This is a genomic window from Aeromonas sp. 602200, assembly GCF_049173895.1.
GTDB classification, from domain to species: domain Bacteria; phylum Pseudomonadota; class Gammaproteobacteria; order Enterobacterales; family Aeromonadaceae; genus Aeromonas; species Aeromonas veronii_A.
This window is the reverse complement of sequence record NZ_JAAKSL010000014.1, coordinates 82611-99056: the sequence shown is the minus strand read 5'-3', so window position 1 is coordinate 99056 and position 16446 is coordinate 82611. Positions and strand designations below refer to the sequence as shown.

The following is a 16446-nucleotide window of genomic DNA, read 5'->3' as shown; positions in this document are numbered from 1 at the left end:
CTGCGCTGCACTTTACCGCCCGTCTGTTATCCGCCTTGGCCCTTGCGGGCGTATAAGCTGTAGGTGCGACGCAATACAGGGAATGTGTATGAAGGGAATGAAGAGAGAAGAGCAGATTGCCGGGCTGCTGGCGGCACTGGAGCAAGTCATTCTGGGCAAGCCGCTACAGCTGAAAATCGCGCTGGTGACCCTGCTGGCGCGCGGTCATCTGCTGATCGAAGATCTGCCCGGCATGGGCAAAACCACCCTGGCCCACGCCCTGGCGCAGGTGCTGGGGCTGGCATGCAGGCGGATGCAGTTTACCGCCGATCTGCTCCCCGCCGACCTGCTGGGGCTTCAGATTTTTGACCCCCAGCAACAAACATTTCGCTTTCACCCCGGCCCCATCTTCACCCAGGTGTTGCTGGCGGACGAGATCAACCGCGCCAGCCCCAAAGTACAGAGCGCCCTGCTGGAGGCGATGGCCGAAGGCAAGGTGAGCATCGAGGGCCACACGCACCCACTCCCCGATCCGTTTTTCGTCATCGCCACCCAGAATCCGGCGGATCAGGCGGGCACCTATCCACTGCCGGAATCCCAACTCGACCGCTTCGCCGTGCGACTCTCTTTGGGTTTTCCGCCGCGAGAGGCGGAGCGCCAGCTACTGCGCGGCCACCAGCCGACGGGCCCTTTGCCCGCCATGCTGGATGCTGCCGGACTCGCCACCTTGCAAAGCGAAGGGGATGCCATCCATGTTTCCGATGCCACCCTCGACTACCTGCTGGCGCTGGTGCACCAGAGCCGCTTTGATGGGGATCTGCCACAGCCCCTCTCCCCTCGGGCAGCCCAGACCTTGCTGGCGGTGAGCCGGGCCTGGGCGATGGTAGCCGGGCGGCGCTTTGTCACGGTAGAGGATGTGCAGGCGGTCTTCCCCTATGTGGCCGAGCATCGGCTGCGGGGCAGCTTTGGCGTACAGCACGGCGAAGCCTGTCCCCTGAGCCAGCGGCTGCTGGCCCGGGTCGATCCGGACAATCCCTGATGAGCGCCTTGCTCACCCGCTGGCGGCAAAAGAGAGAAAAGTGGCAGCGGCGCTGGCTCGATCGCCGTATACCCCCGGCGCGCCAGATCACGCTGGGTACCCGCAGCCTCTTTATTCTCCCTACCCGCATGGGGCTGCTCTATCTGCTGGTGCTGCTCGTCATCTATCTGCTCGGCACCAACTACCAGAACAATCTGGTACTGCTGCTGGCCTACTGCCTCGGCAGCCTGTTTATGGCCGCCATGTGGCTTACCCACCGCAACCTGCTGGGGCTGGAACTGCTGGGTGGCCAGCTGGTACTGGGGGAAGCGGGTAGCCAGCTACCTATCCGTATCTTGGTGCAGAGCCCGCGCCCGGTACAGGCACTTCACTTTAGCCTCAACGAAGGCACCCTCTGGCTGGCACAGGCCGACGCTGTGCCCAGCACAGTTATCCTGCCAGTATCGGGCTCGCGCCGTGGGCCACTGCCCCTTGGCCGATTGCGGGTCGAGAGCCGCTACCCTCTCGGCCTGTTTCGCTGCTGGTCCCTGCTGGACTTGCAACTGGAAGGCTGGCTCTCCCCCAAACCGGCGTTCGGAGCGTTAAGAGGGGAGCATGCGACCCAAAGCGAGGGTTATCAGGGCCAACCTGCTCCAGCCACTCTCGGTGACTTTGATACCCTGCGGACACATCAGGCCGGTGAACCACTGAGCCGGGTCGCCTGGAAGCAACTTGCCCAAGGGCGCGGCCTGCTGACCAAGCAGTTCCATGAACCGCAGCAGGATGACACTCACCTCACCTTGCAGCGGGTCACGGGTGGGGATCTGGAGCAGCGGCTGTCGGTGCTGGCCTGGTGGTGCGTCGATTACGGCAAGCGAAGGATCCCCTTCACACTGACGCTGGCAAACCAGATGCTGGGGCCCGATAGCGGCGCCGCCTTTGTGCAGCGCTGCCTGCTGGCACTGGCCCGATTCGATGCCAAACCACTGAAGAGCAAGCCCGATGCTGCTCGATAACCACCGCCTGCTGCCGCTCATCGCCCTGCAACAGCTGCTGCTGGTCGCGGCGCTCTGGCCCCAGTTGCAGCTCTGGGTGGTGGCGGTAAGCGCCGCTACCCTCGGCGTCCGGGCCATGATGCTGTGGCGCGGCTGGCCGCCCCTGCCTGCCCGCGGGTTGGCGCTGCTGGCCATCACCACTGTGCTGTTGCTGGGACTACAGTGGCGTGGCTTGGGCACCCTGCCCGCCCTGATCAATCTGCTCTGGCTCGGCTATAGCCTCAAGATGATCGAGGTACGGCGCGAGCGGGATATCGAGCAGGTGCTTCTGCTCGCCTTCTTCCTCATCGCGCTGGCGCTGGTGCAGCGACAGAGCATCGGCTGGACGGCCGGAATGACAGTAGCGCTCTGGCTGGCGGTGACAGCACTGGTGGCCGCCATCGCCCCCGAGCAGAAACGGCCGTGGCGCAGCGCGGGCGGAGCCCTGCTGCTGGCGCTTCCCCTGCTCATCACTCTGTTTCTGCTGTTGCCCAGGCTCCCGCCCCTGTGGCAGATGCCCACCACCAGCCGCGCCCTGTCGGGGCTCTCCGAAGAGCTGGCCCCCGGCGATATCAGCGAACTGGTCAACTCCTCGGAACTGGCGTTTCGGGTCAGCTTTGCCGATGGCCCGCCCCCTGTCCGCGAGCGCTATTTTCCGGTGATGCGCCAAGAAGTTTTCGATGGTCAGCGCTGGTTGCTGAGCCCCGAGGTCAAAGCATGGCAGCAGACAGTGCCGGTGCAGACCGGGCTGACCCTTCTGGCATCATCTTCACGGGCAAGCAATCAGCTGGCAGATAGTCCATTACCCGCCGGGAGCTACGAGGTGATCGCCGAGCCCCAGCGCCACCGCTGGGCCTTTGCCCAAAGTGAACCGACTATTCTGACTGGACCAGTGCTGCTCACCCCCATTCACACCCTCTATCGGCAGGGGAGCGGCGAGGTGGCAATCCGCTATCGCATTGGCCGCGGCGAAGCGCAGCCAGAGAATGATAGCCAAGCCGCTCAGCGCAACCTGCAACTGCCAGCCGGAGGCAACCCGAGAGCGCGCGTCCATGGCCAAGTGCTGGCTGTGCGCTATCCGGATCGCGCAGAGCTGGTCGCCGCCCTGCTAGCGCAGTTTCGCAGCCAATCCTATTACTACACCCTGACACCGCCACGACTTGGCGGTGACGGGGTGGATGAGTTCCTGTTCGATACTCGGCGCGGCTTTTGCGGCCACTACGCCATGGCGACCGCTTTCGTGCTGCGCGCCGCCGGTATTCCGGCACGGCTGGTCACCGGTTATCTCGGCGGTGAGTGGAATCCCAGAGGCAACTATCTGGCGGTACACCAGTTCGATGCTCACGCCTGGGTGGAGTATCTCGATGAAGGAGGAACATGGCGGCGAATCGACCCCACTGCGGCAGTGGCACCGGAGCGCATTGAAGGCGGCGTGAGGGAGGCGCTGAGCGACGAGTTTACCGCCGCCGACCCTCTCGCTCTGCAGCGTTATCGCAACTGGGCCCTGCTCAATCAGCTGCGCTGGTGGGGCAACAATATCGACTACCAGTGGAGTCGCTGGGTGATTGGTTACGATGCGGGCCAGCTCTGGCAGCAAATCGGTCTGCGCTGGCCTGCACTGGCGGGATACACTCCCTGGTTGATCCTCGCCAGCCTGATGCTGGTCGCCCTGCTGGTGAGCTTGCCCCTGCTGTTGCCCGCCCGTCTGCCGCCAGAGCGGCGCATCTGGCAACCCCTGCTCAAACGGGGCAAACGCAGCGGCTATTCCCCAGAGCCTGCCGAGAGCATGGGAGCATGGTGCGAGCGGCTGGCGCGGCTGCGCCCCGACCTTGCCCATCCCCTGCTAAAGAGTGCGTGGCTCTATCGCCGCTGGCGTTATGCCCTCCTCAACGACCGGCAACAAGGGCGCTGCTGGCGCCAGTTGCAACGGCGTATCAGACAGCTCGCCCAGCGCTGGGATCAGCCGCCGAAGAGCGGCTCATAAAAGAAGGGGGAGCCACCGGCTCCCCCTTCAGGTTTTAATCAAGAGGTTTGACTCACCGCTTGTTATTTTTTGGTCGGATTGTCCCAGATCCCCTCTTCCAGCTGGGAGCGGATCTCGGGGTACTTGTTGGCATCAAAGGTGGGCACCTTGCCCAGCCTGAGCTGGTCGTTGTAATCCTTGGCCAGCTTGATGGCGACGCCGGAGAGCAGCAGGATCGCCACCAGGTTGACGATGGCCATCAACCCCATGGAGACATCAGCCATTGCCCAGACGGTCGGCAACTCGCCCACAGAGCCGAACATCACCATGCCCAGCACAAACATCCGGAACAGCATCAGGCCGCCCTTGTGGTTGTGCTCGAGGAACACCAGATTCGTTTCGGCATAGGAGTAGTTCGCCACGATAGAGGTGAAGGCGAAGAAGAAGATGGCCGCCGCGATAAAGATGTTGCCACCGCTGCCAATCTGGGAAGAGAGCGCCCGCTGGGTCAGCTCGACACCGGTCACGCCGGAGCCCGGCTCAAACTGACCTGACATCAGGATGATGGCGGCGGTACAGCTGCAGATGACGATGGTATCCATAAAGACCCCCAGCATCTGCACATAACCCTGGGAGGCCGGGTGCGGCGGATAGGGAGTGGCAGTCGCTGCAGCGTTGGGCGCAGAGCCCATGCCCGCTTCGTTGGAGAAGAGACCACGCTTGATACCGTTGATCATCGCCTGGGAGATGGCATAACCGAGCGCACCCGAGCCAGCCTGCTCAATCCCGAAGGCGGACTTGATGATCAGCATGAAGACATGGGGCAACTCGGTGATGTTCATCGCCACGATCACCAGCGCCAGCAGGATGTAGGCCAGCGCCATAAAGGGCACCACCAGCTCGGCAAAACGGGCGATACCACGAATGCCGCCGAAGATAATCAGGCCGGAGAGCACCACCAGCGCCAGACCGCTGACCCAGTCAGGAATACCAAACGCCACCTTCATCGCCAGACTGATGGAGTTGGCCTGCACCGCGTTGAACACCAGACCAAATGCCAGGATCAGGCAGAGCGAAAACACCACCCCCATCCAGCGCATGCCAAGGCCTTTCTCCATGTAGTAGGCCGGGCCACCACGGTAGTTGCCATCCTCATCCTTGACCTTGTAGAGCTGGGCCAGGGTGCTTTCGACGAAGGCGGTCGCCATGCCGATAAAGGCAATCAGCCACATCCAGAAGATGGCGCCGGGGCCACCCAGATAGATGGCGACAGCCACACCGGCCAAGTTGCCGGTGCCGACACGGGCGGCAAGGCTGGTACAGAGGGCCTGGAAGGAGGAGATGCCTGCATTGTCCGATTTACGGCTGTTTTTCAGCACGGAAAACATGTGGCCAAAGTGACGGATCTGGATAAAACCCAGGCGGAAGGTGAAAAAGATACCGACCCCAATGAGCAGGTAGATGAGCACGGCTCCCCACATCAGGTCGTTTAGCATCGCAATCAAGGTGTCCATAATTCTCTCGTTGTTATTCACATCCATGGTCAGTCTGCGCTGACCGTTTTCTGTCTGTCGTTTAATTAGCGTTTCGCTAAAGGGGCGGAATCTAGCACAGCGGGAGAGCCCGGAATAGTGATCCCGGTCACGCGAGACACAAAAAACGAACGGTAAAAGCCCATAAAGCTCCATTTAAATCGCAAACTTTCAACAAACTCAATAATTCAATCAGACAGGCCATCATTAAGCCCCATAAGAGAACCATTTTGATATATCCCTGATGAGCTATGCGAAAACGCAAACGCTTGCATGAAATGGCTTTCAAACGGAGACATTTCGCCAAACGTTTTCTCTGTAATTAAATTTCAAGTACGTAGCGAGATAATTTATGTGATCGACGACACAAATATGGATATTGGCTAAAAAAGTTCAGCTGAAAGCAAACCGGAGCGAGGTCGGAATGAAATGTAAAAAACCTTACTAATCATATAGTTTCAAGCCATAAAATGGGATAACTCAGCAGCCTGAATGTTTAACAACCAAGCGCCCCTATTGCAGGATGCAGCACATCAGTATTAATTAGGCAGGCAATGACGATGGGCCGCCCCCATCGCGCTTTTCTGAGCATGAGGCACCAAGATCCTGTAATTTTATTTCAGAACCACCGTCTCAAGCCCGCAACCCAGGGATTACTCCCTCATTAAGAGATGATATTCGCTATGGCCGATAAATTAACCCAGCTGAAAGCCCTGACCACTGTTGTTGCCGACACCGGTGATATCGAAGCCATCAAACGCTATCAGCCCATCGATGCCACCACCAACCCCTCTCTGGTTCTGAAGGCCTCCGAGATCCCCGAGTACGCTCCGCTGATCGAAGACGCCATCAAGTGGGCCAAAGCCCAGAGCCAGGACAAGGCACAGCAAATCATAGACGCGGGCGACAAGCTGGCCGTCAACATCGGTCTGGAAGTGCTGAAGATCGTTCCGGGGCGCATCTCTACCGAAGTGGATGCCCGTCTCTCCTTCGATACCGAAGCCAGCATCGCCAAGGCCCGCAAGCTGATCCGTCTTTACAACGAAGCGGGCATCAGCAACGACCGCATTCTGATCAAGCTGGCCTCCACCTGGGAAGGGATCCGTGCCGCCGAGGTTCTGGAGAAAGAGGGTATCCAGTGCAACCTGACCCTGCTGTTCTCCTTCGCCCAGGCCCGTGCCTGTGCCGAAGCCGGTGCCTTCCTGATCTCCCCGTTCGTGGGTCGCATCCTCGACTGGTACAAGGCCAAAAATGGCCGTGATTACACCGCCAGCGAAGATCCGGGCGTGGTCTCCGTTACCTCCATCTACAACTACTACAAGCAGCACGACTACCCGACCGTCGTGATGGGCGCCAGCTTCCGCAACACCGGCGAGATCCTGGAACTGGCCGGTTGCGACCGCCTGACCATTGGCCCGGCCCTGCTGGAAGAGCTGAGCAAGAGCGAAGGCGCCGTGGTACGCAAACTGGACTACACCGGTGAGCGCAAGGCCAAACCGACCCCGATGACCGAAGCCGAATTCCGCTGGGAACTGAACCAGGATGCCATGGCTCACGAGAAGCTGGGCGAAGGCATCCGCATGTTTGCCATCGACCAGGGCAAGCTGGAAACCATGTTGGCAAGCCGCCTGTAATCGGTTCTTTTTTCTGATAAAAACCGGGCCCCTACCAAGGGGCCCGGTTTTTTTTCATGGGCTTTTTTAGCGCTGTCATAGAGTCGTCACGAAAACGTTTTAATTTCAGATTCGTTATGTTATACGGGTGGTGAAAACGATAAAAACCAAGGAGGGAGCCATGGAAATGTTCAACTTCGATTATGACGAGGTGGTTGAACTCGGTTCGCGTAGCCGCGGGACAACGGGAAAAAAACGTAAATGGCGTGAAATCGAGGCGTTGAAAGACAAACATCGCCTGCAGAAGGAGCTGCAATCCATCGATATCGCCTATGAAGGTCTTACAGACGAGATTGAACTGTAATACCGCCAGACACCTGTAAAAGCGCTCCGCATAGTCGGGGCGCTTTTTTATGCCGCAATCAGATGATCAAGCGGCTTGTCGTGCCATCGCCAGCGATGCCACAGGATGCAGCGGGCAGGCGACAGACAACGGGTTGCCACAGTCCCTGACAGCCCTCACCAACGGCATGGCATACCAACCCTGCCCCTCACCCGCGAAGAGTGAGCAGCGCCGTTTCAGGGCACGTTGGGGCACTCACCTGAATGACAGATCAACCGCAATAAAAAGCCCCCGTCAATGACGGGGGCCTGAATACTCGGGGGTGACAGCTGCGCTTAGCAGTAACCGTAGCCCAGCAGACGCTGGTAGCGTTGCTCCAGCAGTTGCTCGGTATCGAGCGGACGCAGGGCGTCCAGATCCTGCTTGATGCGAGCCTTGAGGTTTTTGGCCATCTTCTCCACATCGCGGTGGGCACCGCCGAGGGGCTCGTCGATCACATGGTCGATCAGCTTGAGCTCCTTCAGACGCTGGGCTGTGATACCCATCGCTTCGGCAGCCACAGAGGCCTTGTCGGCACTCTTCCACAGGATGGAGGCACACCCTTCCGGCGAGATGACGGAGTAGGTGGAGTACTGCAGCATGTTGACGCGGTCGCCCACGCCGATTGCCAGTGCACCACCTGAACCGCCCTCACCGATCACGGTGCAGACCACCGGCACGGTCAGACCGGCCATCACTTTCAGGTTGCGGGCAATCGCCTCGGACTGACCACGCTCTTCGGCACCGACGCCGGGGTAAGCGCCCGGGGTATCGATAAAGGTGATGATCGGCATCTTGAAGCGCTCGGCCATCTCCATCAGACGCAGGGCCTTGCGGTATCCTTCCGGACGCGGCATGCCGAAGTTACGCTTGATCTTCTCTTTGGTCTCGCGACCCTTCTGGTGACCAATCACCATCACCGGCTCACCGTCGAGACGGGCGATGCCGCCGACGATAGCCTTGTCATCGGCATAGGCGCGATCGCCAGCCAACTCGTCGAAATCGGTGAAGATATGCTCGATATAGTCAAAGGTGTAGGGGCGCTGGGGATGACGCGCCATCTGGGATACCTGCCAGGCACCCAGATCACCGAAGATCTTCTTGGTCAGCTCTTCGTTTTTCTTCTCCAGCCGGCGGATCTCGTCTTTCAGATCCACGGCGTGATTGCCTTCACTCACATGTTTGAGTTCATCAATCTGCGCCTGCAACTCGGCAATCGGCTGTTCAAAATCCAGAAAAAGACTCATAGGGCCTTAGAACCTCTAATCAAAAACCAACTCGACCCGCTCTCGTCCAAGCAGGACGCGCAAGTCATCTAACAGTTGATCGGTGGGCGTCACCCGCCACTCGGTACCGAGCGTCAATCGCACCCGGGAACCGGGGCGACGATAGTTTACCTGAACCGGACAGACTCCGGCACGGGCGGGCTCCAAAATCTCGCACAAACGCGGAAAAAAGCGATCATCGATACGCTGTTCATCGAGGGAGATGCGGATTGCTCTGGCAAAACGCTCCCTCGCATCATTGATATCCAGTAATTCCCGGGCCGACATTTTAAGGCCACCGGAGAAGTCATCAAAGCTGACCTGTCCAGAAACCACCAAAATGCGGTCTTTTTGCATCAACTCTTCATATTTTTCCAGCGCTTCACTGAACAGGGTCACATCGAGGCGACCGGAACGGTCGTCCAGGGTGAAGATCCCCATCTTGTTGCCACGCTTGGTCACCATGCTGCGGGCAGCGATCACCAGCCCCGCCGCCGTGGTTACGGTATCGCGGGAGGTAGGGTGCAGATCGCACAGCCGACCCGAGGTATAACGACGCAATTCGCTGCTGTACTGGTTGATGGGGTGACCGGTGAGGTAGAGCCCGAGAGTCTCGCGCTCCCCTTCCAGCCACACCTTGTCGGGCCAGTGCGGCACATTGGCGAATGCCTTCTTGACGTCGTCGATCTCCTCGGTCAGCACGCCAAACATGTCGACCTGCCCCACCGCCTGCGCCTTGGCGTGCTGCTCGGCGGCCCGCATCGCCTCCTCCAGCGTCGCCATCAGGGCTGCTCGGTGGGGACCGAGCCGATCCATGGCGCCGGAGAGGATCAGCTTCTCCATCACCCGCTTGTTAAGCTTCTTGATGTCGACCCGGTTGCAGAAGTCGAACAGATCGCGGAATGGGCCATCCCGATCACGAGCGTCCAGAATCGCGTCTATGGGGCCTTCCCCCACCCCCTTCACCGCGCCGATGCCGTAGACGATGTGACCATCTTCGTTGACGCTGAAGCGATAGCGGCCAGTGTTCACATCCGGCGGGATCACGGTCAGCCCCATCCGCTGGCACTCATCCACCAGGGTCACTATCTTGTCGGTATTGTCCATATCGGCGGTCATGACCGCCGCCATGAACTCGGCCGGGAAGTGGGTCTTGAGCCAGAGGGTCTGGTAGGAGACCAGCGCATAAGCGGCGGAGTGGGATTTGTTGAAGCCGTAGCCCGCAAACTTCTCCACCAGATCGAAGATCTTCATCGCCAGCTCGCCGTCGACGCCGTTCTTGACCGCGCCCTCCTCGAAACCGGCCCGCTGCTTGGCCATCTCCTCGGGCTTTTTCTTACCCATAGCCCGGCGAAGCATATCCGCGCCACCCAGCGTATAACCCGCCAGAGTCTGGGCGATCTGCATCACCTGCTCCTGATAGAGGATGATGCCGTAGGTCGGTTCCAGAATCGGTTTCAGGCTCTCGTGCTGCCACTTCTCGTCCGGATAGGAGATCGCTTCATTACCGTGCTTGCGGTCGATGAAGTTATCCACCATGCCTGACTGGAGCGGGCCCGGTCGGAACAGGGCCACCAGTGCGATCATGTCTTCGAAGCAGTCGGGGCGCAGCCGCTTGATGAGATCCTTCATGCCGCGGGATTCCAGCTGGAATACTGCCGTGGTCTCGTAACGCTGCAGCAGGTCAAACGACTTCTTGTCATCGATGGGGATGGCGGCGATGTCGACCGGCGGCTTGCCCTCTTTGGCAAGACGCGGGTTTATCATGCCGAGCGCCCAGTCGATGATGGTGAGGGTCCGCAGACCCAGGAAGTCGAACTTCACCAGCCCGGCGTACTCCACGTCGTTCTTGTCGAACTGGGTGACCGGGTGATGGCCTTCGTCATCGCAGTAGAGCGGCGCAAAGTCGGTGATCTTGGTGGGTGCGATCACCACGCCACCGGCGTGTTTACCGGCGTTGCGCACCACCCCTTCCAGGCGGCGAGCCATGTCGATGAGGTCTTTGACCTCCTCATCCTGTTCGTAGAGCTCGGGCAGCTTGGGCTCAGCCTCGAATGCCTTGGCAAGCGTCATGCCCGGATCCGGCGGGATCAGCTTGGAGATACGATCCACAAAGCCGTAGGCGTGGCCCAGCACCCGGCCCACATCCCGCACCACCGCCTTGGCCGCCATGCTGCCGAAGGTGATGATCTGGGAGACCGCCTCCCGACCATACATATCTGAAACGTGCTCGATCACTTCATCGCGCCTGTCCATGCAGAAGTCGACGTCGAAGTCGGGCATGGATACCCGCTCGGGGTTCAGGAAACGTTCGAACAGCAGGTCAAATTCCAGCGGGTCGAGGTCAGTGATCTTGAGGGCGTAGGCCACCAGAGAGCCCGCACCCGAGCCCCGGCCCGGGCCAACGGGGATGCCGTTGTCCTTGGACCACTGGATAAACTCCATCACGATGAGGAAGTAACCCGGGAAGCCCATCTGGTTGATCACTTTCAGCTCAACATCGAGACGCTCGTCATACTCGGGACGACGCTCGGCCCGCACCGCCGGATCCGGGAACAGGAACTCGAGACGCTCCTCCAGACCCTCTTTCGATTTGGCCACCAGAAAATCTTCGGTGGTCATGTCGCCGGTCGGGAAGTTGGGCAGGAAGTACTCGCCAAGACGCACCGTCACGTTGCAGCGCTTGGCGATCTCCACTGTGTTTTCCAGCGCTTCGGGGATATCGGCAAACAGCTCCGCCATCTCCTCCTGACTGCGCAGGTACTGCTGGGGGCTGTAGCGACGGGGACGGCGTTTGTCCATCAGGGTATAGCCATCGTGGATGGCAACCCGGATCTCGTGTGCATCGAAGTCATCGGCGTTAAGGAACACCACCTCGTTGGTGGCGACCACTGGCAGCTCGAACTCGGTAGCGATGGCCACCGCCATGTGCAGATAGACCTCTTCGTCGGGTCGACCGGTGCGCAGCAGTTCGAGATAGTAGGCATCGGGGAAGTGGGTCTGATAGAAGGCGACACACTGCTCGGTCATCTGCCGGTTGCCCTTGAGCAGGAACTTGCCCACATCCCCCTCGCGGCCGCCGGAGAGGACGATCACCCCCTTGGCATGCTCGGCGAGCCAGCTCTTGTCGATAACCGGCCGCCCCTGCACATGGCCGCGCTGGTAACCGCGGGAAATAAGCAAGGTGATGTTCTGGTAGCCGTCGTTATCCATGGCCAGCAGGGTGAGACGGAACTGCTCGTCGCCGAGCTCATCGCTCTGCACCCAAAAGTCGGCACCGACAATGGGCTTGATCCCCTTGCCGTGGGCCGCGCCATAGAAGCGCACCAGGCCACACATGTTCATCTGATCGGTCAGCGCCAGCGCCGGCATGTTGTTGGCCGCAGCCGCCCCGACGATGGGGTTGATCTTCTGCAGGCCATCGACCATGGAGAAGTCGGAGTGGACTCGCAGGTGGATAAAACGGGGTTCAGCCATCGTCATCTCCTCTCGCTGCTCAAACTAAATGGCATGGTCTACTCGATCCCCAGTGCGCGGCGCACCGGTTTGAAGCTCTTGCGATATTCGGGCAGCGGGCCGCGCTCTGCCAGAATGGCGAGGTGCTCAGCAGTCGGATACCCCTTGTGGCGGGCAAAACCATACTCGGGATGACGGCTGTCCAGCTCGGTCATCTCCGCATCGCGGGTTACCTTGGCAAGGATCGAAGCGGCACTGATGGCGGCCACCAGGCTATCACCCTTGACCACGGCGCGCGATTCCATCGGCAATGCCGGGCAGCGGTTGCCATCGATAAAGACCAGCTCGGGTGTCACCTTCAGCCCTGCTACGGCGCGCTGCATCGCCAGCATGGTGGCATGCAGGATGTTGAGCTCGTCTATCTCTTCCGGAGTGGCGCGACCGATAGCCCAGGCGAGCGCTTTCTCTTTGATCTCGTCAAATAGCGCCAGCCGTTTCTTCTCGGAGAGCTTCTTGGAGTCAGCCAGTCCGACAATCGGATTGGCGGGATCGAGAATGACCGCAGCGGTGACCACGTCGCCCACCAGGGGGCCACGACCCACTTCGTCCACACCGGCAACCAGCTTGTCGTCAGGAATATCGATCATCATCTTGTAGCCTTGAATCAAAACAGGCCCCGTGGGGCCTGACAGGGGTCGACTGGCGCGGCATCACCGCTCGGAAAACGGATTAACGGGCTGCTCGGCGCAATCGACGGTCCGAAATAGCGTTATCTGCCGAGCAGATCCGCCACCGCATCGGCAGCCTGCGAGTCGGCATTGCAGCGGATCAGCTGGTGCAGCTCGGTGAAGGTGTTGACCAGCGCACTGTTGTCGTGCTCGAAGTACTTGCTCACCTCTTCCACCAGATTCTCCGGGGTGCACTCGTGCTGGATCAGTTCCGGCACCAGCATGCGACCGGCGAGCAGGTTGGGCAGAGAGACAAATTCGGTCTTTACCAGTCGCTGGGCCAGCCAATAGCTGAAGGACTTGAGCTTGTAACCCACCACCATCGGCTTTTTCACCAGCATGGCTTCGAGCGCCGCGGTACCGGAGGCCAGCATCACCACGTCGGCGGCGATCATCGCCTCGCGGCCCTGCCCTTCCAGCAGCACCATGTCGAGACCCGGCGCTACCTCGGCCTTGATGGTCATAAACTGCTCGCGCCGTTTCTGGTTGACCAGCGGCACAATGAAGCCGAGATCCGGATAGCGCACCGTCAGGTGTTTGCACGCCTCGAGAAACAGGGGGGACATAAAGCCCACTTCTGCGGTGCGGCTGCCCGGCAGCACCGCCAGCCAGCGGCGATTGGCATCGATACCGAGATTGCGACGCACGGCAGCCTGATCCGGCACCAACGGAATATCGTCCGCCATGGTGTGACCGACAAAACGGCAAGGGGCGTCGAAGCGGTCGTAGAAGGCTTTCTCGAACGGCAGGAAGGCGAGCACCATGTCGGTAGCGGCCTTGATCTTGTGAATGCGGTTCTGGCGCCATGCCCACACAGAGGGGCTGACATAGTGAACCGTCTTGATACCGGCGCGGCGCAGTTTCAGCTCCACTCCGATATTGAAATCCGGTGCATCCACGCCGATGAAGATATCGGGCGGATTGGCAATAAAGTGGCGCAGCAGTTCGCGACGGACCTTGAGAATACGCGGCAGACGGCCAAGCACCTCGGTGATCCCCATGACGGAGAGCTCTTCCATCTCGAACAGGGCCTTGACGCCGAGGGCCTGCATGCGCGGCCCGGCGATCCCTTCGAACTGCGCATCCGGGTAGCGGGCTTGCAGCTCGCGCACCAGACCGGCAGCCAGAATGTCGCCGGAGACCTCTCCGGCGACGATACCGATACGAACCGGATCAGGCACGGATGATCCCGCGCTCGTTATCTTTGAGGAAGTCCACATAGAGCTGGACGGCCGGTTCGGCTTGCGCCATCTCGATCAGCACCGGCAGCACCTCTTCGATGGTCTTGCCGGAACGGAAGATCTCTTTGTAGGCACGCTTGACGGCAGAGATGGCCTCGGCGCTGAAACCGCGGCGACGCAGACCTTCGGAGTTGACCCCGAACGGCTTGGCGTAGTTGCCGGCGGCCATCACGTAGGGCGGCACATCCTTGTTCAGGGCGGCGCAGCCACCGACGAAGGCGTGGGAACCGACGCGGCCAAACTGATGAATGGCGGAGAGACCCCCAAAGATCACGAAGTCACCGATCACCACGTGGCCCGCCAGGGTCGCGTTGTTGGCGAAGATGCAGTTGTCACCGATGATGCAGTCGTGGGCAACATGAACGTTGACCATGAACAGGTTGCCGCTGCCCACCTTGGTCAGGCTCTGATCCTGAATGGTGCCACGGTGGAAGGTGCAGTTCTCGCGAATGACGTTGTTGTCGCCAATCTCAAGGAAGGTGCGCTCACCGGCGTACTTCTTGTCCTGGCAATCCTCACCGATGGAGGTGTGCTGGAAGATCTTGTTGCCGCGACCAATCTTGGTCGGGCCCTTGATCACCACATGGGAACCTACCCAGGTGTTGTCACCGATTTCCACCTCGGCGCCGATGACAGAAAAGGGGCCGATTTCAACCCCTTTACCGATCACGGCAGACTCATGGACGATGGCAGTATCGTGAATGATGGCAGTCTGGTCGATCACGTGTGTTAAACCTCGCGTTTGGCGCACATCAGCTCGGCGGTACAGACCACTTCACCGTCGACGGTAGCGACACCGGTGAACTTGGCAATACCGCGACGCTCTTTCAGGAACTCCACGTCGAGCACCAGTTGGTCACCGGGGCCGACCGGACGCTTGAAGCGAGCGTTGTCGATTGAGGCAAAATAGTAAAGTTCGTTGGGAGACGGCTTGCCCACCATGGTAAAGGCCAGGATACCGGTGGCCTGTGCCATCGCTTCCAGGATCAGTACGCCAGGGAACACCGGCTTGGCCGGGAAGTGCCCCTGGAAGATCGGCTCGTTGAACGAGACGTTCTTGATGGCACGCAGGGTTTTGCGCTCATCGCTGATCTCGTAGTCGTCTACACGATCCACCATCAGAAACGGATAACGGTGGGGCAGCAGATCCATGATTTCCTGGATACCCAGGCTCTTCTTTTCAGTAGTCAAAACAGTACCCTATACCAATCGTGATTATTCTTGATCCAGCTTCTTCTCAAGCTTGCTTAACCGCTTGTGCATCTCTTCGATACGCATCACCCGGGCGGCGGTCTTGCGCCACTCTTTATTGGTTTGCAGAGGGATGCCGGAAGAGTAGACACCAGGCTCGGTAATGGGTCGCATCACCATGGCCATACCGGTGACGGTGGCCTGGTCGCAGATCTCCATATGCCCGTTAAAGACGGAAGCGCCGCCAATGATACAGTATTTGCCGACCTTGAGACTACCAGCCATCACGGTAGAGCCCGCCACGGCGGTGCCGTAACCGATCTCCACGTTGTGGGCGATCTGGCACTGGTTGTCGATGATGACGTTGTCAGCGATGCGGGTATCTTCCAGCGCACCGCGGTCAATGGTGGTACAGGCACCGATCTCGACCCGGTTGCCAATGGTCACTCCGCCGAGCTGGGGGATCTTGATCCACTCGCCACGCTCGTTGGCGTAACCGAAACCATCGGCCCCGATCACTGTGCCGGATTGAACCAGACAGTCGGTACCCATGGTCACATTGTGATAGAGGGTGACGTTGGCCCACAGCCGGGAGCGGGCTCCCAGCCGGGTATTTTTGCCAACAAAACAGCCCGGGCCAATGCGTACATCGTCACCCAGCACGACGCCGGATTCGATCACTGCATTGGCGCCGATGGCCACTCTCTCGCCCAGTTGCACGTCAGCCGCGATAACGGCGCTCGGATGAATATCCGTGGCCGGCTGCGGGGTGGTGTCCAGCAGTTGAGCTACCCGGGCAAAGCCCACATAGGGGTCTTTGAGCACCAGGGCATTGGTGGGACAAAATGGCAGATCCGCTTCGGTAATGAGCACGGCGGTCGCCTTGCTCTGCTCCAGATAGTGCCGGTACTTTTTGTTGGACAGGAAGGTGATATCCCCCTCCCCGGCCTTTTCCAGTGTCGCTACCTTGCGGATTTCCAGGGTTCCGTCGCCATGGACCTGGGCCCCCAGTTGCTGGGCCAGCTGTGCGAGAGTGAATGCCAT

Annotated in this window: 13 protein-coding genes; 5 read left to right on the top strand and 8 right to left on the bottom strand. The window is 59.9% G+C overall.

Annotation, left to right across the window (positions count from 1 at the left end):
• Positions 1–88 precede the first annotated feature (88 nt).
• The 3 genes from G5221_RS16095 to G5221_RS16085 are packed head-to-tail and all read left to right on the top strand — an operon-like array spanning position 89 to position 4015.
• Entirely contained in the window at positions 89–1018 is a 930-nt protein-coding gene (locus G5221_RS16095) for an AAA family ATPase (RefSeq protein ID WP_408082963.1), read from the top strand.
• A complete protein-coding gene (locus tag G5221_RS16090; protein WP_227341164.1) occupies positions 1018–2013 on the top strand; it encodes a DUF58 domain-containing protein in 996 nt (331 codons plus the stop codon). The genes G5221_RS16095 and G5221_RS16090 overlap by 1 nt, the downstream gene beginning before the upstream one ends.
• The gene (locus tag G5221_RS16085) at positions 2000–4015 is read left to right on the top strand and encodes a transglutaminaseTgpA domain-containing protein (RefSeq protein WP_421263560.1); all 2016 of its coding nucleotides are present in this window, start codon (positions 2000–2002) and stop codon (positions 4013–4015) included. Before G5221_RS16090 ends, G5221_RS16085 begins: the two co-directional genes overlap by 14 nt.
• Positions 4016–4077: 62 nt before the next feature.
• Here the strand turns inward: G5221_RS16085 and G5221_RS16080 are convergent, their stop codons facing one another.
• Positions 4078–5508, bottom strand: coding sequence for an alanine/glycine:cation symporter family protein (locus G5221_RS16080; protein ID WP_201937296.1), 1431 nt, complete (start codon positions 5506–5508; stop codon positions 4078–4080).
• Between the two features lie 701 nt (positions 5509–6209).
• Here G5221_RS16080 and tal point away from each other — a divergent pair.
• Both tal and G5221_RS16070 read left to right on the top strand, forming a co-directional pair.
• Positions 6210–7160: a transaldolase gene (gene tal / locus G5221_RS16075; protein WP_005343804.1), complete on the top strand. Its 951-nt coding sequence runs from the start codon at positions 6210–6212 to the stop codon at positions 7158–7160.
• A 160-nt stretch (positions 7161–7320) separates the two neighbouring features.
• The gene (locus tag G5221_RS16070; protein WP_005338547.1) at positions 7321–7503 is read left to right on the top strand and encodes a DUF3545 family protein; all 183 of its coding nucleotides are present in this window, start codon (positions 7321–7323) and stop codon (positions 7501–7503) included.
• A 314-nt stretch (positions 7504–7817) separates the two neighbouring features.
• Here G5221_RS16070 and accA read toward each other — a convergent pair whose 3' ends face one another.
• The 7 genes from accA to lpxD form a co-directional block, all read right to left on the bottom strand.
• A complete protein-coding gene (gene accA, locus G5221_RS16065; RefSeq protein WP_005338549.1) occupies positions 7818–8768 on the bottom strand; it encodes an acetyl-CoA carboxylase carboxyl transferase subunit alpha in 951 nt (316 codons plus the stop codon).
• Between the two features lie 15 nt (positions 8769–8783).
• The gene (gene dnaE / locus G5221_RS16060; RefSeq protein WP_421263559.1) at positions 8784–12263 is read right to left on the bottom strand and encodes a DNA polymerase III subunit alpha; all 3480 of its coding nucleotides are present in this window, start codon (positions 12261–12263) and stop codon (positions 8784–8786) included.
• A 38-nt stretch (positions 12264–12301) separates the two neighbouring features.
• Entirely contained in the window at positions 12302–12892 is a 591-nt protein-coding gene (rnhB, locus tag G5221_RS16055) for a ribonuclease HII (protein WP_227341172.1), read from the bottom strand.
• 119 nt (positions 12893–13011) lie between these two features.
• Positions 13012–14151, bottom strand: a complete 1140-nt coding sequence (lpxB, locus tag G5221_RS16050; RefSeq protein WP_227341174.1) for a lipid-A-disaccharide synthase — start codon at positions 14149–14151, stop codon at positions 13012–13014.
• Entirely contained in the window at positions 14144–14935 is a 792-nt protein-coding gene (lpxA, locus tag G5221_RS16045) for an acyl-ACP--UDP-N-acetylglucosamine O-acyltransferase (RefSeq protein WP_005338557.1), read from the bottom strand. The genes lpxB and lpxA overlap by 8 nt, the downstream gene beginning before the upstream one ends.
• A gap of 5 nt (positions 14936–14940) precedes the next feature.
• The gene (gene fabZ, locus G5221_RS16040; protein ID WP_005338559.1) at positions 14941–15402 is read right to left on the bottom strand and encodes a 3-hydroxyacyl-ACP dehydratase FabZ; all 462 of its coding nucleotides are present in this window, start codon (positions 15400–15402) and stop codon (positions 14941–14943) included.
• 24 nt (positions 15403–15426) lie between these two features.
• Positions 15427–16446 (bottom strand): UDP-3-O-(3-hydroxymyristoyl)glucosamine N-acyltransferase, encoded by a 1020-nt coding sequence (gene lpxD, locus G5221_RS16035; RefSeq protein ID WP_005338561.1) that lies wholly within the window; start codon positions 16444–16446, stop codon positions 15427–15429.

Coding starts and splice junctions, on each gene's coding strand:
- G5221_RS16095 (WP_408082963.1), top strand. CDS start 89: ATGAAGGGAATGAAGAGAGAAGAGCAGATTGCCGGGCTGCTGGCGGCA.
- rnhB (WP_227341172.1), bottom strand. CDS start 12,892: ATGATGATCGATATTCCTGACGACAAGCTGGTTGCCGGTGTGGACGAA.
- G5221_RS16085 (WP_421263560.1), top strand. CDS start 2,000: ATGCTGCTCGATAACCACCGCCTGCTGCCGCTCATCGCCCTGCAACAG.
- tal (WP_005343804.1), top strand. CDS start 6,210: ATGGCCGATAAATTAACCCAGCTGAAAGCCCTGACCACTGTTGTTGCC.
- lpxD (WP_005338561.1), bottom strand. CDS start 16,446: ATGGCATTCACTCTCGCACAGCTGGCCCAGCAACTGGGGGCCCAGGTC.
- G5221_RS16070 (WP_005338547.1), top strand. CDS start 7,321: ATGGAAATGTTCAACTTCGATTATGACGAGGTGGTTGAACTCGGTTCG.
- accA (WP_005338549.1), bottom strand. CDS start 8,768: ATGAGTCTTTTTCTGGATTTTGAACAGCCGATTGCCGAGTTGCAGGCG.
- G5221_RS16080 (WP_201937296.1), bottom strand. CDS start 5,508: ATGGACACCTTGATTGCGATGCTAAACGACCTGATGTGGGGAGCCGTG.
- dnaE (WP_421263559.1), bottom strand. CDS start 12,263: ATGGCTGAACCCCGTTTTATCCACCTGCGAGTCCACTCCGACTTCTCC.
- G5221_RS16090 (WP_227341164.1), top strand. CDS start 1,018: ATGAGCGCCTTGCTCACCCGCTGGCGGCAAAAGAGAGAAAAGTGGCAG.